Origin of the sequence: Bacteroides sp. D22 (assembly GCF_000163675.1) — a bacterium.
Lineage (GTDB): Bacteria > Bacteroidota > Bacteroidia > Bacteroidales > Bacteroidaceae > Bacteroides > Bacteroides xylanisolvens.
The window spans coordinates 217,242-241,721 of the sequence record NZ_GG774802.1 but is presented as its reverse complement, the minus strand read 5'-3'; the positions used below and the strand labels follow the sequence as shown (position 1 = coordinate 241,721).

Sequence of the window (24,480 nt, the reverse complement as noted above, 5' to 3'; positions counted from 1 at the left end):
AACACTTATGATAAGGATATTAGAAAGTGGATTGAAAAAGCGAAGGCAACACGGAATATGGCACTGACGAACTTTGCATATGGTATTGAAAAAGACTGGGAGGCAGTACAGGCAGCTATTGATCTCCCCTTCAGTAATGGATTACTGGAGGGGACAGTGAATAAAATTAAAGCGCTAAAAAGGCAGATGTACAATAGGGCAGGAAGTAAACTACTGAGAGCCAAGATTCTTTATTCACAATAGAAGAAGTACCACCAAATTTGACGAAGAACCCTTTTTCAACTTTATAGTAGAGAGAAAATCGCATGATTTTGCTCATTTCCGTGCAGGAATGAATCAATTTTTAGGGATATGGTTGTCCTGAACCAAATCCCCCAGGAATTACAACTGATCCACAGAAACTTCTTCTGCCCATTTATAAATATTGTTATCAGCATTTTTCCAGTCAATATATTACTTTTTCTTACAAGTTTCAGATACGTGCCTTCTTTCTATTTCTTTTTTTCATCTTCCTTTCATCTTCCCGCATATCACTCCGTCGTTTGCGATGTCGGACGATGTACGTGTCGTGTTATGCTATAAGATATATTTTTTGCCGGCACTTGTTGGGCAGCATCCACGGTCACATTATAGATATATTCGTGTCCGCCTTCCAGCATGCTGCCGCTTTCCGCTATATAGCCCAGTTCAGTGCCATCGGAGAGCCGGACTTGGATGAACTCTTTCCCGCTTACGTCCTGCGGGGGCAGCAGGGCTTCATAAGCCACGGCGTAGCCCGCGGGGGGGGGGCGGCACAACGGTGGGGCGTGATGGTTTGCGGTCCCAACTCATTAGATTCAGGCTTATGGGCTGTCAATGTCCCGGTCTGCGGGTCGATGTCCGCTATTGTAAAAAGGTTCTTGTCGCCCAGCAGCACGGTGGCGCCTGCCACGTCCTCATCCGTGAGGGAGCCGCCGGAACGCAACCGGAGGACGACGCGCGCCATGCCGTGGCGGAAACTAAGCGCGGGATTGCTGCGGTAGAGTGTCTGTGCGGTATAGACATAATCGCTATGCTTATACTCACGGTCATCATTCTGTACTGTACGTACACTGGCTTTGTATTCGTACTCCATGTCCGCTGTAAAAAAGATACAGGCCGTGGTACCGTAAGCAAGGACACTTTTTTCGGCTTCCCCGCTTTTCCATACGGGAGGTGTGTGATCGACGTTCGTGCCGGGATAGTTGGGGGCGTGCACAAAGCCTTGGGCTGTGCTGTAAATGAAGGCTTTCCGCTTGCCGTCCATGTGGACGAGAATCTGGTCGCCTTCCTCGAAGGTTCCGTCGGGGATGGCACGTGAAGCGGGAGCATTGCCGGTGTCGTGCCCTTCGCGTGCGGCGATGGTGGCGCCGAAGGTGACGGAGGTGCCGTCACCGCCGGTAGCTGTTTCCGGATCGTTGTCCGCGCTGCACCCCGTGAGGGTTGCCAGTGTCACCGTCAGCATTGCCGTCAGCGTTGTCGCCGTGGCAAGCCACCGGCGGATGCTGTGCCGCCGGATGGCTTTCGGGAGGGTATGGTTGTGTATCTTCATGTTCTCTTATGCTTTTATTTCTTGTTCTTGATGAATGGCGGGCGCGGCTACTTGCGACGGAGCACGGGCAGGTTGCCGTCGGTGACTTCCCAGGTGGTGGTGAAATTCCAAGGGTTAAGGGGGTACTCGCCGCCGGAGGGAAGCGTGTAGCTATTCGCCCATCTACCCGCTTTCATCCACCACGAGGCGGCGGGCTTGGCATCGCAATCCTTGCCGTCCGGTTTATTGAGTCCTTTATCTCCGGAAGCGGACAGTATTGCCGAGGCATAGCTGTTGACTATGTTACCGCCAGTGCTTCCTGTAATACGGTGGATGTAAGTATTCATCTGCCCATCCTTGCCTGATATATTGCTGTTGAGTGCGGCGCAGTTGGCTATACGGTTGTTGCTAGATCCTGCAATGCCTCCCAAAGAGACGAACTGGGTAGTAGCCGTACTTTCTATCTTTCCGGTGGCATAACAATTAAAGATATAACTCTGATTAAATCCCGCGATGCTTCCGGCATTAAGCCTATACATCTTTCCCGTTGCAGTCACCGTAACGTTGGAGATGCAATCGGTAACGGTGTCGTGGTTGTTATACCCGCAGATTCCTCCCGCATGGTAAGTTGCGTTTTCATCCGTGCCGTCTACCGTTATCTGCCCGTCCACCCGCAGGCGGCGCACTTCTCCTTCAATATAGGCAAAGAGAGAAATAAAGTAACCGTACTTGGTACCGATGCTATGGAATTGTGCCCGTATGGGCTTCACCCCATTGAGAGTAACGGTATGCCCTCCGCCATCGAATGTTCCCGAGAAAGGCTCACCTTGACCGCCTCCATAGTCGTAATAGATAGCCTCCCAGTCATTGAGCACCAGATCGTTGCAGAGGCGGTAATGCTTCCCCATACTATCGTGACTCGCCCCGATGTCCTTCATCCCCTGCGCATCCGTGATAAGAATCGGCTTGTTTTTGTTGGAGCCGTCGCCCGACCACAGGGCATAGAGGGTGAAGTCTCCGGCAGGCATCGTCAGCGTGCTGCCCGCAGCATAAAACTCGCCTCCGCCTCCGGGCAGGGTGTTCCATCCCACAAAGGTTTTGCCGCTTGGGGGTGTCAGACCGTTGTCGTCGGGCAGGAGTACCGCAGCGCTTTCAAAGACTTTGTCGCCCGCTATCGTGCCGCTGCCGCCGTTGGGGTCGAAGGTCAGGGTGCGGGCTTCCTGCAGGGTGATGTCCTTGCTGCCGCCGCTTGTCCAGTCATCAATATCGGCTTGGCCAACTGTGATGTGGGTGCGCTCCACGGTCACATTAAAGGTATAGGAGGTGGAGGGGGCAAGGGCTTCGCCTGCCGTGCCGGCCGGGAAAGTGAGCGCGGCGCCGAAGGTGTTATCGCCCAGCTTCAGTTGCAGGTGCATGGAACTTACCGCCTGCGGCCAGAGGATGGCGATGCCTGTGATCTGTCTCCCGATGGTGGAGGTGGGCAGGTTTTCGAGTTTGGACACCGTGCCTGTGGCTTTGGCTTCACCGGTGGAGGTGTCGAAGGTTCCCTCCGTTGCCAGTTGGGTGAGGGTGTAGGTCAGCCCGTTCGGGAGCGCTGTTCCGGCACCCGCCTTGAAGTTCAGGATGAGGCGGCTCATACGGTGTGAAAACCGGAAATCGACCTTCGGGTCGCTACTTTGGGCTGTCTGTTGCGCCCAGAGGTAGTCGATGGCGGGCAGGTTCTCCGGGCTCTGGTCGGCGACGGTGAGGTTTTTCATGATGATGCCGTCGCTGCCGGGCTTGGTGCCGTTCGCGCCCTCGTAGGGGTAGTAAGCGGTGAAGGTCGTGGGGGACTTGTCCTGAAAGTAGATGGTGTTGTCTTCGCCCGCCGCACCGGGTACGGGGCTGAACACACTGCCGTTGGTCTTGTAGCGGATATTGACATAGTTTGTCTTCCCATTCACGGAAGAGGTGGAAATGCCGATACAGTCATCGACATCCCATACCGTGTTTGCGGCGCGGGAGGACACCACGTTGTCTGTCTTGCCGATCGAGGCGGTGACAATGGCTGCGTTCGACGCGTTGCCGGAGGGTTCATTGTTCTCCTCGCTGCATCCTGCGGCGAGCATGGCTGCTACCACGGACGTGACAGCGAAAAGCCGGGTTGGTGTGAATTGTTTCATCTGCTATTTGTTTTTAGTTTATAGTTTATGATTGTTTATCGATTATTCCATTCCGGCATTTACGTCACCGCCGCTTGTTTCCGTCCAGCCGATAATCGTGCCGCCCGTTTCGGAATTTACCGGCGCATATACATCACCGGTAAGGCGCATGGGATGGAGCTTGTCGGTATTGAAATCCTTGAACATTTCGCTGAAATCGGTTTCCACCGTGTCTTTCATGCCATCCATGAAGGTGAGTGCCACGACCATACGCTGCACCGCGCCCGGAATCATCCCCGGAACCCACACGGTGCCGGTCAGTTTTTCTGCCGACAGGACAAAAGGAACCGACACGGCAGCCGCGCTGCCCGTCACTTCGCCCGTGCGCAGATCGACGGACGGCGCCACTCCTTCCAGCCGGGCTTCGATACCGACAATGCGCCTGCTGTCTCCACCGTTAATAGCCACCTCGAACGCTATCTTCCGGAAGAGTTGCCGCATGGGCAACACGACGCTTACCGTATCGTCCGCCACGACATCCGCTGTCACCGTACCACCCAGCAATACGCCCGGGTCAGGGTGTTGCATCCCGGCATTGTCCGGGTCGTTGTCCACTGTTGCCACACCGTCCTTAACCGTAACGTGTGCTGCAGGGTTGTAACCGAGCAGCTCCGTCCGTTCCGGCACGAACAACCCGGCCAGCGCTGCAACCGGTTCATGCAGGGTGAAAGAGGTTCCCGCCGCTTCCGTGATGTATTTCGCGGGAGTGGCTATACCTTCGCCCCGCTGTGTCCAGTCAGCGGTTATCACGATGGCTCCTTTGTCGGGATGCGGCGTGTTGTAAATCGGGTCTTTTACATCGCAACCTGCAAGGAACAGGGTCGCACAGATGCAAAGTAATGTAATTGTAATTTTCATATCTTTCATGGTTTATATTCGTTCTGTTTCACGAGGCATGCGCCTGCTGCTTCGACCTTCCCGTACCCTACAACCAAACCATCACAGAATCCGAATAAAAGGCCCCTCCGTCGGGTAGAAAGGACCATTCCGGTGAGGGTCGCGTTGTTTGCAATCTATTTGGGCTTCAGGGTAATTTCAAAAGGTTTCACTTGTCCGGCTTCCAGCTTTATTTCTTCTGTCGTACGGTAAGTCCATTGCTTACCCCCGGCGTCCTTAAACAGGAACAATTCCGTTCCGGCAGCTATCGTCTGCGGGTAAAGAAACGCCCGGTAGGTATAGCGTGTCGCATAATCCGCATCGCCGGGCTGCTCCAGACGGGGTAGTTTCATAGACTTTATCCTGTCATTACCCTTTACCTCTCCCGTTTCCACATAGAATCTGAAGTCGATGTCACACCCATGGAGCTCGGCGATAATCTGGTCGTTTACTCCCTTCACCGACAGTTCTATACATGCCTGTAACGGAGAAAATTCGAGGGTTACGGGTTCGGAGGTATTAGGAACTCCCGTCGTTTTGGCATACAGGAGATGCATGTATTTGGAATCTTCCAAACTTGTTAAACTAATATCTATATAAGAAAAATTGAAGAGTTCCACCATATAGGGAAAATAGGCAATGAAACTCAACGTTCCATCTTTGGGATAATAGGTGCAGGTATCCGGCAGTTCATATTCCCAACGTCCGCCTTTATACGTCATCGGCATGTTTTGTGCAAGGTTTCTGTTAATGTTGCTATAGCCCCTCTTATCGTCTATGATCATGACACCTACCACGTCACCCTCCTGCCACGTATTGGTATAGTGCCCATCCGTACTTACGGCGACGCGCGTGCCGATTGCACCGTTGTCCGGCGTGGCATAAGCCATGTTGAAACGTATCTTTTGCGGAGAAATCGTTTGCTCCGGTTCTGTTCCCGGCATATCGTCCTTGCTGCATGAGGCAAACAGGAAAAGGGATATAACCGCGGGAATGAGTGCATAAATTATTCTTCGTAACATAATTCTTTTATTTTTAAGTGATTGTTATTCGGCATTACCGATTCCTGTAGCGCCTACCGTCCAACTGTTGATGTTTCCGGTAACCTCTATTATATATTTTGCCACGGTGATATCATACGTATATATCTTGCCGGTTTTCAATTCTGCTATCTGCTTATACATACTCCACGTATAGGTTTCGTTTTGGTCGGTGGTGAACGTCACCGTATGCGTCGCGTCGAGGGGACCGACAGGGAGCAGGATGGCTTCGTAAACGGAACCGGCGGTTACGGTGCATGCTTCAAAGGATTTCGCGTTGCCCATACCGGTAAAGCCGCCCGAACCCTTGAGGTCGAAGCTGGCGGTAGTATTCATGCCGTTGATGCTCACCTTGACAATCTCACCCGGTACATTGGAGTCTTTCGTTACATTCATTCTCAGTTTCGCCAGTTGATGGTCAAAAGCCAAATCCACGGATGTGTTGTTCCTGCCATCCTCTTTGCTGTATCCTGTCCCCTGCTTGTCGGCTGCCGCCCACATCAGGTCGATGCCTGTCTGCGATGCCTGATTGGATACATCTACCGGATAAATAAAGTCGGACACCGTTGCCCGATAAGGATGGTAAGCTATGAAATCCACTTTTCCCGTTTCATCCAAAGGGTAATAAATCGCTTGTCCCGCAGGAGCAAATGAGGTTGACAACCCGGCTTCCGAAGCAGTATATTTCATATTCTCCGCGTTATCCAACACGTCACTTGTGCCGTGTTTCACCATATAGATTCCCACGGGATCGGCTTTTTCCCAAACGCTTTTATCTTGCGGGTCGATAGCTACGCGCGTTTGCGTAGCTGTGGTACCTTCCGAAGTGAAACGGACCGCGCCGTCTTTTATGAGCATATTATCCTTCTCGCATGATACAATAACTACAATAACCGCGCATACGGTGATTAATGCTGCTGGTAAAATCAACTTTTTCATTATGGTCATTTTTATATTAATCTCTTTAAATTGATAACTATTTGCTTGATTTTGTATTTAGTCTGCCGTTCCGCTACCCGAAACGGGTATCCAATCCGTAATGGTCGCGCCGAATCCCGCTTCCGTGGGTGTCTCCACTACTTTACCGCCCAGAGTAAGGGGTGTTCGCTTGTCGGCGTTGAAGGCGGCAAGCTTCGTGGTGAGGTCGCTCGTGAGGTCTGTAGCTTTGGGGGTGTCGTCCGTATAGCAGATCAGGGCGTTCAGCTTCTGCCGCGCCCCCGCCACACCGAGCAGGCGCACGGTGGCTGCATATTTCCCGGCATCTGCGCCTTCGGTGATTTTGGTGAACTGCAATTCTACGTTCGCGGGCGCGGAGTGCGTGCCGTTATCGAAATCGAGCGTCGAGGCCGCCCCCGAAAGGTAACCTTCGATGTGCTCTATTCGGTTCGTGCTGCCGCCTGTCGGCTCAATGATGAGTGTTAGTTGGCGTACTTGCTGTTTCATCACGGCGGTCACCGCGTATTTCGTGTCTTTCTCTATCGTGGCGTCCACGACGTCCGTAAACAGCCAGCCCGGCATCTCCTGCACGAACTGTCCCGCACCGTCCACGTTGCCCGAAGCCCCGGCGACGGTGGCCACGGTGCCGCTCACGGTGATATGCTCCGCCGTGTTGTAGACGCAAAAGCGGTACGCGCCCGGCTCGAAGAGGTGGTCGAGGCGGTTGGTGACGCCCGTGAGCGTGGCGGTGTAGCCGGCAGTAGCGGAGCCGTCGCGGGTGGCTGTTACCGTATAGCTTTCGGGAGTGGGCAGGCCTGTACCGATGTCGCTCCAGTCGGTGGTGAGGGGCACGGTGCCGTGGTCGGGGTGCGGAGTGTTGTAAATCGGGTCCTTCACGTCGCAACCCGCAAGGAACAGGGTAGCCCAGACACAAATTAATGCAATTATAATTTTCATATACCGTATTTTTATAGTTCTACTTATTTGCTACCGATAGTCCACACGAGGCTGATTCCTGCCTGCGTGGGTCCCCAAAAGTGCTTGCTCTTGTTCCGTTCCTTATAGACACGCACGCCGTCGGTCATCCCGAAGCTGTCGTATTCGGAACGGGTATAGCCCAGACCGAGGTTAAAGTCAATGGAGAAGTCGCGGGACAGATAGAGCTGGTAGCCTGCGGTCAATCCCGCATTCCACAGCTTTCCCTGATAGCCAGTATCCTTTGAAACAATACCGCCCAACATATACTTATATATATTATACTCCCCATAGCTGCCCGATACGCCTACATAAAAACGCTTTTTATCCAAAAGGTACCAGCGCACTTCGGGGTTGACGAGCCACATCTTCTGTACTTTGCCATATTCACCGCCCCACCACGAGAGACTGCCGTCCAGCTTTACGCCTAGGTCACGGTTCACCCGCCATTCTACGCCGAGCGTGGGAAGCAGGAAGGCGTCATACAACACATTGGTGCGGACGGCAAAACGGTAGGGTTGCTCCGGCTCTGACGTCAATCGCTCTGCGAAGGGCGCAGGCTGTTGTTCCACATTCCTGTTGGCTTCAGGTTGCTTCTCGGCGACGGGGTCTTTCTTTACGGTTGCCTGTTGCAATCCGGGCTTCGTTTCCGGTTCCACGGTTACTTGTTTTTGCCGGAGTTCTTCCCGTTCTACTTCTTCTTTGGCGGGCGTCGTCTCCGTCGTAGCCTTAGCCGAAGGAATACGGAGTGTCACCACCACCATATCCTTATTATTATGGTACGCACGCGCATAATTAGCGGTCACGAAATCCGTTTCCTTCAGTCCTTTCCGGGTGATAAGTTCCGACTTTACCCGGTTGGCACGGATAAATGCCGTGTTCAGATTCTCTTTGGCAGTTGGCTGCGAAGCGCAATAGCCGTCCACATATACGGGCATCCTGCCCGCTGCTATCTCTGCCTTGTGACAGTCAATCAGCACATAGAGCCGTTCCAGTTCCGCCTCGTTGCCCGCGCGGGTAAACATGTTTTCACCCGGAAGAAAACGGAAGCTGACAACTGTATCTGCCCCGGCAGTTTCAGACGCCCGTGCATGGGAAATTTCGCATAACGAAACTCCCCAGAGCAAGAGAACCGATAGAATTTTGTGTAAATGTTTCATAGGTTTGTACATTAAGTTTTATGTTTTAATAGAATTATTATCACATTCAAACACTCTTGGTGATCTTTATTTTTTACCACATTACACAAAAGTATGTGAATACCCAATAGGGCAGGTGACAATTCAACAAAATCTGCTTTTTACAATTTGTCCTAAAGGCACTTTTCATTAGGACAAATCGTAAAAGGCTTACCAAAAGGTATATTTTTACGTTTTTCACCTTGAAAATGAGGATTTATGATAAAAATACCATATATTTGGAAGGTGGATATTTCATCAATATACGTAACCGCGATAATACCTCTTATTCCATTCTTTTCGGCTATTGCCAGCGGAATATTGGTTGCTTTCTCGCTTCAGGACTGCCTGAAACGGGAAGAAAGGCGATTAAAAAGAATTGTCCTCTTTTATTTTTCCATTTCGGGCATCGCTTGGTTTATAACAATTTGTTACGCGTTCAGTCCTGTATTGTTCACCTGGTTGAATATCGTATGCCTCTTATCCTTTATTTTGCCTGCCATCTTCTTTTTTCGGATTATCCGTTTCCTTACCCGGCTCGGACAACCGGAGAATTTCTCCCTGCTCCATTATGTATTGCCCGGCATACTGGCGATGGTTACGTTAATATGGTCATTATCCGTACCTTTTGATGTGCAGTTGGAAATTGTCAGGGGAAGAGCGGAAATAGTTCCTGCCGGATATGAGGCTTTTGCCCGCTTTTACACATTAAAACCCTTGTTCCGGGTCGTTTTCGGACTTACCTATTATCTGTTTGCCATCGGGGTATTAGCCGTTTATTATAAAAGGGCCACAGGGAATAAGGCGATTGTGCACAGGCCTGCGAATTGGGTCTTGTTTATTATCGGAATATCCCTGGCTTCGCTATTTTCGTCTGTATTGCCCACCTTCCTTATGAAACGTGTAGAGTTTTATTCTTCCATATGGACACTGATAGTGGCATTAAGCATTGCCATGCAGCATGTCTTGCTCGCATACCACGTCATGCGTCGGGATTACGTACCTTATATCATTACTGAAAAAACACCCAAGCAACCCCAAGCAACAAAGAAGCATGTGCCACAAACAGAAGAGCAGGCTGTGGAAACCAAAGAGAAGGCTAAGGCTCCGCGTAAGCAACATTCCGGCAAACTCAACCGACGCAGGTTCGAGAGTTTCATCCGCAATGAGAAGCCCTACCTGAATCCGGATTACAAGATTACCGATCTGGTGGAAGCGCTCGATATAAACCGCACCACACTTTCGGCATTTATAAACCGGACATACGGCGTGAACTTCAACCGATACCTGAACCGCCTGCGGCTCAAAGAGCTTGAAAAGCTCCGTTCACAACCTGACGGACAGGGGAAAAGTATCAGTTCCCTGCTTGACAAGGCAGGATTCAAGGATTTCCGCAATTATTCGCGTGCCGCCGCCGCTGAAAGGGAAGACGCTGAACAAAAGAACGAAACAGACAAAAAGAAAGGAGATACGGAATGATAAACATAGACCAGATAGACGCTTTCGCCTTTTCAGCTCCTATCGTATGCGCTTTGGTGTGCATGATTATGATGCTGATGGATGCAGTTGCACGCAGGCATAACGTGCAGGAGAAGAGGCTGCGCCTCTTCCTGGCATTAACCTATCTTATTACTTCTCTCGGATGGTTGGGTATGGTGTTTTATTCTATCAGTCCCCGCCTCTTTGCGTCCTACTATACTGTGTTCCTGTTCACGCTCATGCTCGACCAGGTAATGATATATAGGTTTGTTTCCATCATAACAAATACCGGTGAGCGTCGCAAACTCAACCGCCTGCATCTGATAATTCCGCTTCTCTTTACCCTCATTTCGATAATAAGCGACATGATAGTCCCGGTGGAACAGCAGCGGGCGGTGATCTTTTCAGAAGCAAGCGCCGATGAACCCAATTTGTGGTTCAGGATAATGTATGTATTGACAACCACTGTTTTTATAGTTTACAATACGCTTTATCCTTTTTTGAACCTGCGGAACATACGCCGTTACAGGAAGTTCATCGTGAACTATTCCTCGGATGCCTATAATGCATCCCTCGCCTGGCTGGCGGTCATACAAGCGCTTATTTTGATTACCGTTCCGGTTCCTCTGGCGGGATTGTTATTCCGCATACCCACTATTTCGTTCAGCTATTTTGCATGGGTGGGAACGCTGCCGTATTTTATCAACTACCTGATTCTTTGCTACAATCTGCTCAACGACAATTACCTCATCATCCAACCGGAAGATGTAAAAGAGGATACGGCTGCCAAAGTTTCCTTTATCAGCCGTAAACAATTCGAGCACTACCTGCGTGAAAAGAAACCTTATCTCAATCCCAACCTGCGGATTACAGACCTTGCCGCCGGGTTGCATACCAACCGGAGCTACATTTCGGGCTTTATCAATAAAGAATATAACATGAATTTCTGCCGTCTGATTAACCGTTGCAGGCTGTATCATCTCGACCGGCTCCGCTTGTCGCCCTTAAACTCGGAGAAAGACAATATAGATTTGGTGTTGATGGCGGGATTCAGCAGTTACAGGAGCTATCTTAGGGTAAAAAATGAGGAGGATAGACTGTCGTTGCTGAAAGTTTTTGAAAAGTAAGACTTTCAATAAACGTTTTTATTTTTTTTCCCATCATATCCCCATTTTATATAAATGGCTCCCCAGGCAAATCCTGCTCCGAACGCAGTGAGAATTAGGTTATCTCCTTTTTTGAGTTTATCTTCAAAATCCCAAAGGCAGAGTGGGAGAGTACCCGCGCTGGTATTACCGTATCGTTCGATATTGACCATGACCTTTTCGGCGGGAACTTCCAAACGTTGTGTTACAGCAGTGATAATGCGTTGATTAGCCTGATGGGGAATCACCCAGTCGATATTGTCTTTGCTTAGATGGTTTCTTGCAATAATAGATTCGCAAGCATCTGCCATGTTAGATACCGCATATTTGAATACAGTGCGCCCTTCCTGATAGATGTAATGCATTTGATTATCCAAGGTATAATAAGAAGGAGTGCATACGGAACCACCCGCTTTGATATGTAAAAAAGGTAATCCTTTGCCATCTGTCCTTAACACAGCATCCATAACACCCAACTCTTCAGTAGTAGGTTCAAGCATGACGGCTGCTCCGCCATCGCCGAAAATCGGACAAGTTGCCCGGTCGGTATAGTTTATAAAAAACCGCTGCAAACGGCCTGCATGTCGAAAGCAAAAGCTCTTTTCAGTCCCAGTCTCTCACATAAAATAGAAGCAGTGGAAGGAAAACGATAATCAGGAGTTGTTGTAGCTACAATGACCAGATCAATATCATCCGGATTTGTATGGGTACGTTTTATCAGTTGTTTGACAGCTTTACGAGCTATGTAAGAAGTTCCCAGTCCTTCATCTTTCAGAATACGCCTTTCCTTAATACCAATACGCCCCATAATCCATTCATCGGTGGTATCTACCATTTTGGAAATCTCATCATTGGTCAAGATATAATCGGGTACATATCCTCCGACTCCTGTAATTACTGCGTTTATATTTTCCATTCGTTTTATCTAGCTTTGGTAAATTGAATAAGGAGGTTGATTCAATAATAAAAATGCGGGCGCAAATATATGGAAAAGAGACTGAAATCCAATACTAGTTTGAGAAACTGTAGCCTTTTTAATTAATAAAAAAGAATATTTGACCAAAATCTGTCTAAAATTATAAATGACAATTTTTGTATGAGGTAATGGACTATAAGCTACTGCCACTTCAGACAGTACGTGGCAGCCATGAAGCAACCAGTCAAAAGATTGACTATCCGTTGTTTAAAATATTTAAATGTTCCACCAAAGTACAATTTGTCTCATCGGAAGGAAAAACCGATTTTATGATGCTGGTAATTTAAATGTGTTATAAGTATGAATATTTTTAAATAAAAATCTAATTATTTAAACAATCTTCTCTATATTTGCATGTGAGATTAGATTTTATATGGCATTTTTGCCGGTTAATAATCAGTAAGGTCAAACCGTTTATATATAACTAAATTTTATAATGTCGAAAGGAATAGAGACCATAAAAGATCGTTTACAACGAAAGCGGGAACTGTATATTCATCAGGAAGAGAAAATGGAACAAATGAAATGTACAATGCAAAACACTGATGAGGAAATAAAGCGACTGGAACATGTTCTTTGTGAAATGGAACGTATATCAGATACGCATCGTGAGCCACGAGTGATTCCCCATGTCAAGGTGGGAGATGTGTTTGCATATCTCTGTCGGGTGTTTGAGTTTTTGCAGCACCGTTTAAAGCTGCATTTCAAATATAAGTTGGCATGTGAAGTCATCTTTGCAAAAATATCGAAATATAGAGATAATAACATGAAAAACAAATGTTTTAGGAACAGAAATGACGAATTTGATATTTTTTCCTTATTTTTGTGTGTCCATTTTTGAATGATATGATGCAGATAATACGATTAAAAGGAAAAGACAAACATTTATATCGGCTTCTGGCGCCGATGGTGATGGATCCCGAAGTGATACGCGCAAACAATAATTACCCTTTCAAGACGGGCGAAGAGTATGTGTGGTTTATTGCGATTGAAGATAAAGAAGTGGTGGGCTTCGTGCCGGTGGAACAGAAAAGCCGGAAGAAAGCTGTAATCAATAATTATTATGTAAAGGCAGAAGACGCCGGACGGGAGGAAATCCTGTCGCATTTGTTGCCTGCCGTTATTGCGGAATTCGGGCCTGAGAGTTGGTTGCTCAATTCGGTCACACTGGTACAAGATAAAGAAACATTTGAAAAGTTTGAATTTGTATCGATGGACAAGAAATGGACACGGTATGTAAAAATGTATAGATAACTTATGGCGAAAAAGAAAATAGCAGGCACAAAGAATGTATATGAATTAGCACAAGAACGACTGAAAGTTATATTTAATGAATTTGATAATATATATGTGTCATTCTCCGGAGGTAAAGACAGCGGGGTACTGCTGAATATGTGTATCGATTATATCCGGAAGAATAACCTGAAGGTACGTTTGGGAGTTTTTCACATGGATTATGAAATCCAGTATAAAATGACCATCGACTATGTGGACCGGATGCTGGAAGCTAACAAGGATATTCTGGATGTGTACCGGGTATGTATTCCTTTCCGTGTGGCTACCTGTACCTCGATGTATCAATCCTTTTGGCGTCCCTGGGAAGATAATAAAAAGAATATATGGGTTCGTTCCATGCCTAAAAAGGCAATGACCAAAGATGATTTTCCTTTTTATAATACAACCATGTGGGATTATGAATTCCAGATGCGTTTTGCGCAATGGATACACAACAAAAATGACGCAGTGCGCACTTGTTGTCTGATCGGAATCCGTACACAGGAGAGTTTCAACCGGTGGAGATGTATCTATATGAGCCGTAAATTCCAGATGTATCATAAATACAAATGGACTTCAAAAGTAGGGAATGATATTTATAATGCCTATCCTATATTCGACTGGAAGACAACGGATGTATGGACGGCCAATGGAAAATTCCAGTGGGATTATAATACTTTATATGACCTTTACTATCGTGCTGGAGTCAATTTGGAGCGTCAGCGTGTAGCAAGTCCTTTTATTAACGAAGCGCAAGAGAGTCTGCAACTTTACCGGGTGCTAGATCCCAATACCTGGGGCAAAATGGTCGGAAGGGTGAACGGTGTGAACTTTACCGGTATGTATGGCGGTACTCATGCGATGGGATGGCAGTCGGTGAAACTTCCCGAAGGATATACATGGCGAGAGTTTATGTATTTCTTGTTGTCCACTTTGCCGGAACGGGCGAGGAAAAACTATCTTCGTAAACTTTCAGTGAGCGTGAATTTCTGGCGGACAAAAGGTGGATGTCTAAGTGATGCTACCATCCAAAAGTTGATTGATGCGAAAGTACCAATTATCGTTATGGACAACAGTAACTACAAAACGTTGAAAAAACCGGTACGTATGGAATATCAGGATGATATCGACATTCCGGAATTCAAAGAAATACCCACGTATAAGCGAATGTGTGTTTGTATTCTTAAAAATGACCATGCCTGCAAATATATGGGATTCTCACCTACGAAGGAGGAGATGAGTAAGAGAAGTCAAATTATGGAACAATATAGAATCATAGTATCATGAGTGTAGATAAAAGCCCTGTTTACGAGGTAAAAGCGGTACCCGTAGAAAAAGTATATGCGAACGATTATAATCCGAATGTCGTTGCACCGCCTGAAATGAAGTTGCTGGAACTTTCTATTTGGGAAGATGGCTTTACGATGCCATGTGTATGTTACTACAATAAAGATGAAGACCATTATATACTGGTGGACGGCTACCATCGCTATACGGTATTGAAAACTTCCCAACGAATCTATAAGCGTGAAAACGGCTTATTGCCGATTGTGGTGATAGACAAAGACCTGTCTAACCGTATGAGTTCGACCATCCGGCACAACCGTGCGCGTGGAATGCATAACATTGAATTGATGTGCAATATTGTTGCGGAACTTGACAAGGCAGGTATGTCCGATCAATGGATAATGAAAAATATTGGTATGGACCGTGATGAATTGTTGCGTCTGAAACAAATTTCAGGACTTGCCGATCTGTTTGCTAATCGCGAATTCAGTATTCCTGATGAGGTGGCACCTACGGAAACAGAGCGTAAAACCTTATAATTTGATAACTATATATACATATAGAAATTGAACTTTTTGTCATTTAGGCACAAATTATACAAGTTATTGGGCTGTTTTGTTGTATAAAATAGCTATGTTTTTTGTCTAATTTGTGCCTAAGTTGTGTCTAAATGACACAGAAAACTATAACTTCCTTCCATTGTCCAAGTTTTTATGAGAGAAACTTGGGATTTTTTTAATGTTCGCATATCGAAAGAAATGAGGATATTAAATATTTTTGTTGTGAATTTCGTAACCCTCTTGTTCACTACCTGCATAATTAGCCCCTTTATTCTAAGTTGATTCTCTGTAACAGAAATGAATACAATTTTGTATCTCCTTTAATATTCCGAAATTTGCAATATGAGATTTGGACAAAAATATTGTCCTGAGAGAAAAGCAAAAAGAGAAATAAGAGAGATATACAAGAAGTAGAAGAAAGTATATTAGAGAATTAATGAGAGAAATAACAAAACTTACAATCAGTATTTTATATTTGATTTTTTTATTATCTGTGATGTGTGTGCAGGGGTCGAATGTGACCGGCACTCTCTTTCAATTAACATCGAAGGTGACAACTTGTGCGGATATATATGCCAGGTTGTTGACTAAGCCGTTGAGCAATCCTTTGCTTGGCTCTCTGTCTTATAGTGACACTCAAGAAACTATCCCCATGAATTTATAACATTAAAAACAGGAAATTTGGAAAAAGAAGTTCATATTAGACAAAGGGAAGCTGTTCCTGCTACGGGAAGTACACTTCAGCTCATGCCTACTGGAAATTTAAATTCGGAGGTGTATGAAATCGATTATTTCTGCCTTACGGGCGAAGTGGATGAAAGTGCTAAAAATTGGATTCGTCTGTATTCTTCCGTAATGCCGGAGGGACATACAGGAGAAGAACGCATTATCGTTGAAGACGGTAAGATCTATATTAAGGTATTGCCCAATGTAGAGGCGGATTCCAGAAACGGAATCGTACATCTCACAACAATGGTGTCTTCCGTTAAAACGGGCATCAGTAATGTGCAACGCATAAAAATAGATGTTACTCAATTGGGGCAATAAACAACAGTAAATGTGATATAAATGAAGAAAGTTGCTATACTCATATTATTCATGCTCGGATGTGCCATTTCCGAGGGTCATGCCCAGAAGGTTGCGCTGAAAAGCAATCTGCTGTATGACGCTACTACTACCATGAATCTGGGACTGGAGATCGGACTGGCGCGTAAATGGACGCTGGATATTCCGGTCAATTATAATCCGTGGAAACTTTCCGACGGCAAACGCCTCCGTCATTTGGGGGTACAGCCCGAAATCCGTTACTGGTTTTGTGAGAGTTTTCGCCGTATGTTTGTCGGAATGCATGGACATTATGCCGATTTCAATGTAGGGGGATGGCCCGACTGGTCTTTTATCAGTGACAATATGCAGCATACGCGTTATCAGGGATATCTTTATGGTGGTGGCTTTTCCGTAGGATATTCGTGGATTCTGAAAAAACGCTGGAGTATAGAAACATCTGTCGGAGTGGGATATGCGCACATTGTATATGACAAGTATCCTTGCGCTACTTGTGGTACGAGACTAAAGGAAAGCAGCAAAAACTATTTCGGGCCTACTAAAGCAAGTGTGTCACTTATTTATGTAATTAAATAATGAGGAGTATGATAATAAGAAAAATAGGTTTCCTTGTGTGTATGTTGGTGGTTTGCAGCCTGAATATAAACACAGCTATGGCTCAATCCCGCTCTTACGAAGGTGTCATTACTGTGAATCCGGTGCGGTTGGAACAGAAAGGTGATTTTATTCATGTCGATATAGATTTTGTTTTGAATAATGTGAAAGTGAAATCTGCCCGGGGAATGGATTTTATTCCGCGGCTGGTGACTCCCGGACGTACTCAGAATCTTCCGAAAGTTTCTATTAAAGGTCGTGACGAGTATCTGGCGTATGAGCGTGAGCTTGCGTTGATGAGCGCCAAAGAGAAAAGAAACTACGAGAAGCCATATATAGTGGAAAAAGCTGGAAAACTAAGAAATGATACGATTCGGTATCAATATCTGGTTCCGTTCGAATCATGGATGAAGGATGCGCGCTTGGACGTGCAGCGTGATGAATGTGGTTGCGGCGAAACGGCATTGATGAACATAGAGGAGTTTGGCAAAGTGACGTTGGAACGTGTATGGACGCCTTACGTAGCGGTTCCTCAGTTTGCTTATCTGCAACCGAAAGCGGAAGAAATCAAACAACGGGATATTCAAGCAGAATGTTTTCTGGATTTCGAGGTGAATAAAGTCAATATTCGTCCCGAATACATGAATAATCCTCAGGAACTAGCTAAAATCCGCAAGATGATCGATGAGCTGAAGTCCGATCCGAATGTGAAAGTGAACCGTCTGGATATTATCGGTTATGCGTCTCCGGAAGGAACATTGGCAGCGAACAAACGTCTGTCTGAAGGACGTGCTATGGCGCTTCGGGATTATCTGGCATACAGGTACGATTTTCCGAGAAACCAATACTATATTGTCTTTGGAGGTGAAAACTGGGACGGACTGGAGAAAGCGCTTGAAACAATCGAATTGGAATATAAAGACGAAGTGTTGGATATTATCAGGAATATACCTATTGAAAAAGGAAGAGAAACAAAACTGATGCAACTTCACGGAGGAACACCTTACCGATACTTGTTGAAGTATATTTTCCCAAGTCTGCGTGTGGCTATCTGCAAAGTGAATTACGAAGTGAGGGATTTTAGTGTGGAGGAAGCGAAAGAGATTATCAAGACGCGTCCGCAGAATTTGAGCTTGAATGAAATGTTTCTGGTGGCTAATACCTATCCGACAGGCTCGCAAGAATTTATTGATGTGTTCGAAACGGCTGTACGGATGTATCCGCAGAGTGAGATTGCAAATATAAATGCTGCTACTGCCGCTTTATCACGCAATGACTTGGTTTCGGCCGAACGTTATCTGGGTATGGTGAATTCAAATAAGAATTTGCCGGAATATAATAATGCTATGGGAATATTAATGTTAATGAAGGGAGATTATGAATTATCGAAGAAGTATTTGAAGGTCGCAGAGCAGTCAGGTCTGGATGCAGCTAGGGGCAATCTGGAAGAATTAGTCAGGAAGAAGGCTAATGCTGCCGAAATGAGAAAAAATGGTAAGTAAAACTTACTAATTAAGTGGGAAATTATATATGTATTAATTCTAATAATTTTTTGTATTATGCTAAAGATTAAATCAATTTTAGTTTCGTTGCTGGCCGTTGTGGCATTGGCAAGTTGTTCAAATGAGAATCTGGAGGAAAATCCGGAGGTTGAAGGGGGAGCAGGTTATGATGTAGCTTACGTATCAATTAGTCTGACTAATCCAAAAGTGCCTGGTTCACGTGCTTCTGGTGAACATACGGCTTTGGAGAAGGAAAGCAAGATTAATGAGCTCTATTTGATTACGTTCGATGCGGGTAAAGTGGTGACTATGGATGAAAAGGCAACTAAGTATGCCACGGTATTGGGATCAAGTTCTTTTGATACAGATGATGCAAGTGGAGTTACGACTCCGAATACTCCGGTTAAAGTGAACCCGAATACTAAGTATCTGCTTGTTGTTGCCAATCCGGGTTACCAATTAAAGAGTCGCTTGGATGCTATTGCGGCAGATGCAACCTATGCTACCATCAATGCAATGGTTACAGTTCCTGAAAACAATACTAAGCCCAACAATGCTTATCTGGTAGAGGAGGTTGTGCACTCCAAAGGTTGTGCAATGATTAATGTCGGATTCTACGATGATGTCAATTCAAAATGGGAAGATGAATGTCTGCTCGATGTATCGGACAAGATTGTTTTGGTCAGTGACTATAAGTCGGAAGCGCAAGCTCAGAATGCAGCGAAAAGTAATCCTGCTACTCTTGAGATAGAACGCCTTGCTGCAAAGTTGGAAGTTATGATTGGCAGTCCATTAGCAGTTGGACCTTTTGAAGATGGAACAAATGCAAGTCTTGGACAGTTTGATTTTGGAAACTGGACTATAGACTACTATAACTCTCTGTTCTATCCTTTTGCAAAGAAGACTACCACAGCGTCGTCTCATACTACCGGATTCTACAAAAGTAACTTCTATACAGTTGACCCGAACTTTACGACTGCAGGTGGAACTGAATATCTTACAGGCATTGTTAAGAATACACTTGATGCTACTACTCGCGAACCTAAGGTAGAATGGGTTACTGAAAGTACGGATGCGAGTAAAAAATACAAATACTGCATTGAGAATACGATGGCTGAAGGATATCAGAAGTTCGGGGCGGCTACACGTCTGGTACTTAAGGGACAATATGCACCTTGGAAGTCCGGTGAATTTACTTTAGGAAATGACTGGTATCGTCTTCCTAACGGAACTAACTCTGTAAACTTCAAGAGTTTTGCCGACTTGCTGACTGCTTATACAGAAGCTAAAGATAAAGAAACAAACTCAGAAGCTATGAACTCCCAGGAAAAACTCTTGGTTTCGGCATGCGAACTGTTCTATAGTCAAATAAAATCTGAACTTACCACCAATGATCCAGGTAGTTTTGCATCTCTTACGCAGGCTATTCTTGACGCCAACAACATTCAGAATGGCGGTGAACTATGCAAAGAAGAAGGTTGCATCTATTGGTATCCAAAGAGTCTCAACTATTACTACTATGAGATTCGTCATGATAATGCAGCCAACTCTTACATGGAGTATGGAAAATACGGTGTAGTACGTAATAACTATTATACGCTTACGCTGACAAAGGTGAATGGTAACGGTACACCATGGTATCCTGGCGGTGGTCCCGAAGATCCGGATGAAGAAGAAGATATCGATAAGAAAGGTGCTTATCTTCATTTTGAGATTAAAGTTGCTCCGTGGATATACTGGACTACAAATTTCGAAATCTAAATAAACTCTTTGCTTTCAAATAAAACAGGGCAGTGCGGACTGCCTGCCCTGTACTTTTTTTAATAGATATTCTGTGCGGAACAGACCGCCAAAAAAAGTAAAAACAAGCCGGTGACAGGCTTCCCAAAAACAGCACTGAAATATACCGGCGCATCCGAGATGCAATAAAATGCAAAGCGCGCCCCTAAAAGAGGAAATAACCGGAGGTCACAAAATAGAGATCTCTGACAATATAAAATGGCAAACCGATAGGGTTGTCCCCTAAAAGAAAAAGATATGTTCGGAAAAACTAAATCGCTGTTCCTTATCGTTGCTTCGATGCTATGTATGGCTTCGTGCGACAGTATACGCGAAGACCTTCCGCGGTGCGAACTTTGGTTGGAATTTGTATTCGACTACAATATGGAATATGCGGATGCATTTAATCCGCAGGTTAAATCGGTGGATGTACTTGTGTTCGACAGCGATGATAAATTGCTTTTCACCAAAAGTGCCGAGGTTGCTGCGCTGGTGGGTGGAAACCGGATGTCGTTGACCGACGAGCTCGATTTCGGAAGTTATAAAGTACTGACCGTCGGAAGTCTGTCTGACAGATTCCGGCTTTCGGACAATGCAGGTAATAAACTGGCACCGGGAACTACCACCCTTCAACAGGTCATTGTATCCCTGAAGCGGGAGACGGATGTTGTTAATTTCGAGTTTCAGCATCTTTATTTCGGAGAGGTTGTGGAAGTGGACCACCTGCCATCCAGTACCGACCATAAAATTTATCCGGTGAACCTGATACGTGACACCAATCGGTTTAATCTCGCGTTAATGGGATATGAGGAAAATAAAGTGAATGGCACACAATATACATTTGAAATTCAGGCGCCGGAAAATGCGGTTTATTCTTGGGAAAACGAACCCGCAGGACAAGGGCCGGTTACTTATGTGCCTTACTATACAGGTCTGGGTGAAATATCCGACGTGGTTATGTCCGCACGCCTGAACACGATGCGTTTGCTCAACAGGAGCGGATGGGATTATAAATTTATTATAAGGGATGCAAATACCGAAGCTGAAGTCTGGAGCTACAATCTGATGACACTCTTGAGTATTGCACGGCCGGTTTCCCGTTACGACGGAACGGAACTTCCCTTTCAGGAATATCTTGACAGGCAGAGTGAATGGAACCTGATATTTACAGTTGTTGAAAAAAACGGAGGAGGATTCCTTCAAATTGGTATTGTCGTGGGGAACTGGATTCATTGGCTCCACGGGATGGAAGTTTAAGAATGAGAAAAAAGCTATTACATATCATTTGTCTGGCATCCACCATCCTTTTGTTCTCATGTAGTAGAGAAGCTGATGTGGCTTATGAGTTGCCTGCCCATACTACCCGGGCGCAACTTAGCATCGACTTGGTGAACAATGGGGATGTGGAACAACAGGAGAAGATAAACTCCATGCGGTTTATCGTATTCGGCAGCACGCCCGGTGGCGTGAGGCTGGATGTGAATGAACACATCTTGTTGAGTACTCCGGAGACAGCTACTGATATAGATGCGCAACTTCTCGAAGTGACTTCCAGCAATGATATCCTGGTCGTAGTTATTGCCAACGAACCGCAGAGCCTCACAAGCAAACTTGACGGTATAGCCAATCTTTTGACATTGCAGGAGATGATTTACGATATCTCCAGCATACTGAATAATGACGGGCAGATCATTTCGACGACTGGAATGCCTATGACAGGGGTGATCCGGGATATATCCATAGCACCCGATGAAACCAAAACAGTACAAATGGTGATCGAACGTGCCGTAGCCAGAGTAGATGTCTTTATCGAAGCTATAGACGGCGGGGCGGTGACCGGATATATTGCCGGAAGCACCAGTGTCACCTTGCACAATTTCTCTCACGATAGCTATTTCGTGATGGGAAACGTGGATAACGGTACGCGTGATAACGCCGACTCTTCAAAAAACTACGGAAAAGTGAAGGAAGACGTGTCGGAAAGCAATTTGTTAACGCATAGCTGGACGGCTACGACTACAGAAACCTGGGCATATTCATCGGCTGCCGGAGCTGAAAACCGGAAGTTGCTTTGCTCGTTCTATACAGCCGAACGCCTATTCAAGTCGGATTATTCCGACCGACTGTCTATCAGTATGGCTAATGTCCCGAAAGGACCTTCGGACGTCACTGGAATAACCGAGAAAGTAATTGAAAGCGTAACAAAGGTTGACGACACAGGCAGTCCGACGGCGCAACCTTTTACGGAGATCCGTCGGAACAACGTGTATCAGGTAACGGCACGCGTCGGAAAAATAGGTATTCAGATACTGACGATAAGCGTGGAAGATTGGGGTGAAAGACAAGACATTGACTTGGATCTGGGCTTGTAATATCTTTCGTTGATTGTTTTTAATTTCGGAAAAGAAGTAAGATGATAAAGACTATTAATAATATTAGGATGATTATGGCAATGGCTGTCCTTTCGGCTGTCCTCTTTTCGTGTGTCAGAGAAGAGATGACGTGTGATAAGGAATTAATTGTTGTGCAACGTATCGGAGAAGGCGGCTATGTCTACACTCGTGGTGCGGCAATCTCTTCGAATACCGATCTGAAAGAAGAGACTTTCGGTCTTTACGGCTCACTGACTCCCAATGCTTCCGTTCCCCAACCATACTTCAATGCAAGTGCCACGGTTAACGCCGACCTAACAGCCACCATCTCGCCGTTGCAATATTGGCCCGGATTGCTGAATGCGAGCATGAAATTCTTCTCTTGGTATCCGTACAACGATGCGAATGCGCCTACTGCGAGTTTCACTGATCCCGAAAAAATGGTGCTGAATTATACAGCGAATGAATCCGCTGCTAATCATGTCGATGTACTAGCGGCTATATCAGGTCCTGTATGGATTGAGGGTGTGAATATACACTTCTACCACACATTGACTAAGGTTACCTTTACATTCAAAAAAGTAGCTCCTGTGCCGGATGAGGTGACTATCGAGAAAATAGAATTCCAGAATGTGGGAAAAAGCGGTAAACTTGCCATGACTGAAATTCCGACTACCACGACGAAAAACGGCAAACCGAAGTTTGTCTGGAGCGATGTTGCCACCGGGAAGGTCGTTTCTACTCTCACCGATAACAAAACGGTGACCGAAGATGCCACCTTGATGGGGGATACATTCCTCATGTTGCCGACCGACGCTTTCTCCGCAACCGCCAAAATCGTTGTTACCACCAACTTTGGCGACCGGGAATTCCTCTTCAGTGATATTATTGCCAAGAACCCGCATTCTTGGGAGTCAGGCGAGTACATCAACTATAATCTTACGATATCCAACGAAACCTATCAGCTTTCAGCCACGCCGCTTGAATGGACGGAAAGCCCGGTGAATGTGATTTTCGACAAACAATATTATCTCAAATTATCGCAGACCAAGGTACAGACGGCTGGTGATGGTGTCACTGTCAATATAGAAGCGAAAACGAATTATGATGCCAATCCGAATACGGGCTATCTGCCGGGTGCGTCATTAAACAAAAGTACTATGGATACGTGGGCAACGGTTAATATGACTCAGACATCCCTTTCGGGAGGTGTGTATACCTATAATATCCAAGTTGTGATGCCCGGATTTAACTCCGGAACCGGAATTAAGCGGGAAACAGGCTTTTATATCAATGCCGGTAATCTGCGACATCATGTACTGTTGAGCCAGTGGAAAGAAGACGGAGAGTGGTTGACCTCGAACGTAGAATTGGACGGCAGTGATGGTGGAACCGGAAATATGCAACGTCGCAAGCTTGTCTTTACTTCGGGCAATCCGGGAACGTGGGAGTGGAAGATAACCCAGATACAGGATCCGGATAAAATTCTGCTTAACAGTGAGACAATGCTCGAAACAAGTGGCGTGAGTGGTGATGTGGTTTACTTCTACTTTAGAGCCGATGCTGTGTCCGGTGATACGGCTACACTCACACTAACCAATACGAATGGTGATAATCTGCCAATAGCGGTGACATTGACTGCGCCATAATGGCGAATATGTAATATTAAAGTTTAAGGAAAGGAAATAGAA

General features: G+C 46.0%; 23 protein-coding genes and 1 pseudogene. 15 read left to right on the top strand and 9 right to left on the bottom strand.

The genetic code is table 11. From position 1 onward, the window contains the following. Positions 1–243: ISL3 family transposase (locus HMPREF0106_RS15300; protein ID WP_009039669.1), on the top strand; the 243-nt coding region annotated here is incomplete at its 5' end. Positions 244–530: 287 nt separating this feature from the next. Here HMPREF0106_RS15300 and HMPREF0106_RS27785 read toward each other — a convergent pair. From HMPREF0106_RS27785 to HMPREF0106_RS15335, 8 genes are all read right to left on the bottom strand, one after another. Next, positions 531–767 (bottom strand): hypothetical protein, encoded by a 237-nt coding sequence (locus HMPREF0106_RS27785; protein ID WP_009039668.1) that lies wholly within the window; start codon positions 765–767, stop codon positions 531–533. Next, complete coding sequence (locus HMPREF0106_RS15305; RefSeq protein WP_009039667.1) at positions 731–1,570, bottom strand: fimbrillin family protein; 840 nt, start codon at positions 1,568–1,570, stop codon at positions 731–733. Before HMPREF0106_RS15305 ends, HMPREF0106_RS27785 begins: the two co-directional genes overlap by 37 nt. Positions 1,571–1,617: 47 nt before the next feature. Further along, on the bottom strand, positions 1,618–3,711 hold the full coding sequence (locus HMPREF0106_RS15310; protein ID WP_009039666.1) for a fimbrillin family protein: 2,094 nt from the start codon (positions 3,709–3,711) through the stop codon (positions 1,618–1,620). A 42-nt stretch (positions 3,712–3,753) separates the two neighbouring features. Further along, on the bottom strand, positions 3,754–4,608 hold the full coding sequence (locus HMPREF0106_RS15315) for a hypothetical protein (RefSeq protein ID WP_032851242.1): 855 nt from the start codon (positions 4,606–4,608) through the stop codon (positions 3,754–3,756). 155 nt (positions 4,609–4,763) lie between these two features. Then, positions 4,764–5,648 carry a fimbrillin family protein gene (locus tag HMPREF0106_RS15320; RefSeq protein WP_009039664.1) on the bottom strand — a complete coding sequence of 295 codons (885 nt, stop codon included), beginning with the start codon at positions 5,646–5,648 and terminating at the stop codon, positions 4,764–4,766. Positions 5,649–5,672: 24 nt separating this feature from the next. Continuing rightward, positions 5,673–6,605, bottom strand: a complete 933-nt coding sequence (locus tag HMPREF0106_RS15325) for a fimbrillin family protein (protein WP_032851230.1) — start codon at positions 6,603–6,605, stop codon at positions 5,673–5,675. A 57-nt stretch (positions 6,606–6,662) separates the two neighbouring features. Then, the gene (locus tag HMPREF0106_RS15330; RefSeq protein ID WP_009039662.1) at positions 6,663–7,559 is read right to left on the bottom strand and encodes a FimB/Mfa2 family fimbrial subunit; all 897 of its coding nucleotides are present in this window, start codon (positions 7,557–7,559) and stop codon (positions 6,663–6,665) included. A gap of 23 nt (positions 7,560–7,582) precedes the next feature. Next, complete coding sequence (locus HMPREF0106_RS15335; RefSeq protein WP_009039661.1) at positions 7,583–8,749, bottom strand: DUF3575 domain-containing protein; 1,167 nt, start codon at positions 8,747–8,749, stop codon at positions 7,583–7,585. A gap of 225 nt (positions 8,750–8,974) precedes the next feature. Here HMPREF0106_RS15335 and HMPREF0106_RS15340 point away from each other — a divergent pair, with 225 nt between their 5' ends. Both HMPREF0106_RS15340 and HMPREF0106_RS15345 read left to right on the top strand, forming a co-directional pair. Then, positions 8,975–10,234, top strand: a complete 1,260-nt coding sequence (locus tag HMPREF0106_RS15340; protein ID WP_009039660.1) for an AraC family transcriptional regulator — start codon at positions 8,975–8,977, stop codon at positions 10,232–10,234. Beyond that, positions 10,231–11,361: a helix-turn-helix transcriptional regulator gene (locus HMPREF0106_RS15345; RefSeq protein WP_009039659.1), complete on the top strand. Its 1,131-nt coding sequence runs from the start codon at positions 10,231–10,233 to the stop codon at positions 11,359–11,361. The genes HMPREF0106_RS15340 and HMPREF0106_RS15345 overlap by 4 nt, the downstream gene beginning before the upstream one ends. 5 nt (positions 11,362–11,366) lie before the next feature. On the opposite strand, the pseudogene HMPREF0106_RS15350 reads toward HMPREF0106_RS15345, so the two are convergent. Beyond that, positions 11,367–12,295 (bottom strand): annotated as a pseudogene (locus tag HMPREF0106_RS15350) (beta-ketoacyl-ACP synthase III). Positions 12,296–12,483: 188 nt separating this feature from the next. Between HMPREF0106_RS15350 and HMPREF0106_RS27040 the strand changes: the two are divergent. The 12 genes from HMPREF0106_RS27040 to HMPREF0106_RS15405 all read left to right on the top strand — a co-directional run bounded on the left by HMPREF0106_RS27040 (position 12,484) and on the right by HMPREF0106_RS15405 (position 24,438). Continuing rightward, positions 12,484–12,642 (top strand): hypothetical protein, encoded by a 159-nt coding sequence (locus HMPREF0106_RS27040; protein WP_157133805.1) that lies wholly within the window; start codon positions 12,484–12,486, stop codon positions 12,640–12,642. A 149-nt stretch (positions 12,643–12,791) separates the two neighbouring features. Then, entirely contained in the window at positions 12,792–13,196 is a 405-nt protein-coding gene (locus HMPREF0106_RS28250; protein WP_009039658.1) for a hypothetical protein, read from the top strand. Positions 13,197–13,201: 5 nt separating this feature from the next. Next, positions 13,202–13,609, top strand: a complete 408-nt coding sequence (locus HMPREF0106_RS15360; protein WP_008770983.1) for a hypothetical protein — start codon at positions 13,202–13,204, stop codon at positions 13,607–13,609. 3 nt (positions 13,610–13,612) lie between these two features. Beyond that, positions 13,613–14,917 carry a DUF3440 domain-containing protein gene (locus HMPREF0106_RS15365; protein ID WP_004313604.1) on the top strand — a complete coding sequence of 435 codons (1,305 nt, stop codon included), beginning with the start codon at positions 13,613–13,615 and terminating at the stop codon, positions 14,915–14,917. Then, on the top strand, positions 14,914–15,456 hold the full coding sequence (locus HMPREF0106_RS15370; protein ID WP_004313605.1) for an IbrB-like domain-containing protein: 543 nt from the start codon (positions 14,914–14,916) through the stop codon (positions 15,454–15,456). The genes HMPREF0106_RS15365 and HMPREF0106_RS15370 overlap by 4 nt, the downstream gene beginning before the upstream one ends. 702 nt (positions 15,457–16,158) lie before the next feature. Next, entirely contained in the window at positions 16,159–16,524 is a 366-nt protein-coding gene (locus HMPREF0106_RS15375; RefSeq protein ID WP_009039657.1) for a hypothetical protein, read from the top strand. Between the two features lie 21 nt (positions 16,525–16,545). Beyond that, entirely contained in the window at positions 16,546–17,118 is a 573-nt protein-coding gene (locus HMPREF0106_RS15380; protein ID WP_004313607.1) for a DUF3575 domain-containing protein, read from the top strand. A gap of 8 nt (positions 17,119–17,126) precedes the next feature. Beyond that, entirely contained in the window at positions 17,127–18,638 is a 1,512-nt protein-coding gene (locus tag HMPREF0106_RS15385; protein WP_032851229.1) for a DUF3868 domain-containing protein, read from the top strand. Positions 18,639–18,695: 57 nt separating this feature from the next. Further along, a complete protein-coding gene (locus tag HMPREF0106_RS15390) occupies positions 18,696–20,399 on the top strand; it encodes an Mfa1 family fimbria major subunit (RefSeq protein ID WP_009039655.1) in 1,704 nt (567 codons plus the stop codon). Positions 20,400–20,675: 276 nt separating this feature from the next. Then, positions 20,676–21,674, top strand: coding sequence for a FimB/Mfa2 family fimbrial subunit (locus HMPREF0106_RS15395; protein ID WP_009039654.1), 999 nt, complete (start codon positions 20,676–20,678; stop codon positions 21,672–21,674). Positions 21,675–21,676: 2 nt separating this feature from the next. Then, the gene (locus tag HMPREF0106_RS15400; RefSeq protein ID WP_009039653.1) at positions 21,677–22,789 is read left to right on the top strand and encodes a hypothetical protein; all 1,113 of its coding nucleotides are present in this window, start codon (positions 21,677–21,679) and stop codon (positions 22,787–22,789) included. Between the two features lie 41 nt (positions 22,790–22,830). Beyond that, positions 22,831–24,438 carry a fimbrillin family protein gene (locus tag HMPREF0106_RS15405; RefSeq protein ID WP_009039652.1) on the top strand — a complete coding sequence of 536 codons (1,608 nt, stop codon included), beginning with the start codon at positions 22,831–22,833 and terminating at the stop codon, positions 24,436–24,438. Positions 24,439–24,480 lie beyond the last annotated feature (42 nt).

Coding starts and splice junctions, on each gene's coding strand:
- HMPREF0106_RS15305 (WP_009039667.1), bottom strand. CDS start 1,570: ATGAAGATACACAACCATACCCTCCCGAAAGCCATCCGGCGGCACAGC.
- HMPREF0106_RS15385 (WP_032851229.1), top strand. CDS start 17,127: ATGATAATAAGAAAAATAGGTTTCCTTGTGTGTATGTTGGTGGTTTGC.
- HMPREF0106_RS15320 (WP_009039664.1), bottom strand. CDS start 5,648: ATGTTACGAAGAATAATTTATGCACTCATTCCCGCGGTTATATCCCTT.
- HMPREF0106_RS15330 (WP_009039662.1), bottom strand. CDS start 7,559: ATGAAAATTATAATTGCATTAATTTGTGTCTGGGCTACCCTGTTCCTT.
- HMPREF0106_RS15345 (WP_009039659.1), top strand. CDS start 10,231: ATGATAAACATAGACCAGATAGACGCTTTCGCCTTTTCAGCTCCTATC.
- HMPREF0106_RS27040 (WP_157133805.1), top strand. CDS start 12,484: ATGGACTATAAGCTACTGCCACTTCAGACAGTACGTGGCAGCCATGAA.
- HMPREF0106_RS15310 (WP_009039666.1), bottom strand. CDS start 3,711: ATGAAACAATTCACACCAACCCGGCTTTTCGCTGTCACGTCCGTGGTA.
- HMPREF0106_RS28250 (WP_009039658.1), top strand. CDS start 12,792: ATGTCGAAAGGAATAGAGACCATAAAAGATCGTTTACAACGAAAGCGG.
- HMPREF0106_RS15325 (WP_032851230.1), bottom strand. CDS start 6,605: ATGAAAAAGTTGATTTTACCAGCAGCATTAATCACCGTATGCGCGGTT.
- HMPREF0106_RS15360 (WP_008770983.1), top strand. CDS start 13,202: ATGATGCAGATAATACGATTAAAAGGAAAAGACAAACATTTATATCGG.
- HMPREF0106_RS15365 (WP_004313604.1), top strand. CDS start 13,613: ATGGCGAAAAAGAAAATAGCAGGCACAAAGAATGTATATGAATTAGCA.
- HMPREF0106_RS15380 (WP_004313607.1), top strand. CDS start 16,546: ATGAAGAAAGTTGCTATACTCATATTATTCATGCTCGGATGTGCCATT.
- HMPREF0106_RS15340 (WP_009039660.1), top strand. CDS start 8,975: ATGATAAAAATACCATATATTTGGAAGGTGGATATTTCATCAATATAC.
- HMPREF0106_RS15400 (WP_009039653.1), top strand. CDS start 21,677: ATGAGAAAAAAGCTATTACATATCATTTGTCTGGCATCCACCATCCTT.
- HMPREF0106_RS15405 (WP_009039652.1), top strand. CDS start 22,831: ATGATAAAGACTATTAATAATATTAGGATGATTATGGCAATGGCTGTC.
- HMPREF0106_RS15395 (WP_009039654.1), top strand. CDS start 20,676: ATGTTCGGAAAAACTAAATCGCTGTTCCTTATCGTTGCTTCGATGCTA.
- HMPREF0106_RS15335 (WP_009039661.1), bottom strand. CDS start 8,749: ATGTACAAACCTATGAAACATTTACACAAAATTCTATCGGTTCTCTTG.
- HMPREF0106_RS15390 (WP_009039655.1), top strand. CDS start 18,696: ATGCTAAAGATTAAATCAATTTTAGTTTCGTTGCTGGCCGTTGTGGCA.
- HMPREF0106_RS15315 (WP_032851242.1), bottom strand. CDS start 4,608: ATGAAAATTACAATTACATTACTTTGCATCTGTGCGACCCTGTTCCTT.
- HMPREF0106_RS15370 (WP_004313605.1), top strand. CDS start 14,914: ATGAGTGTAGATAAAAGCCCTGTTTACGAGGTAAAAGCGGTACCCGTA.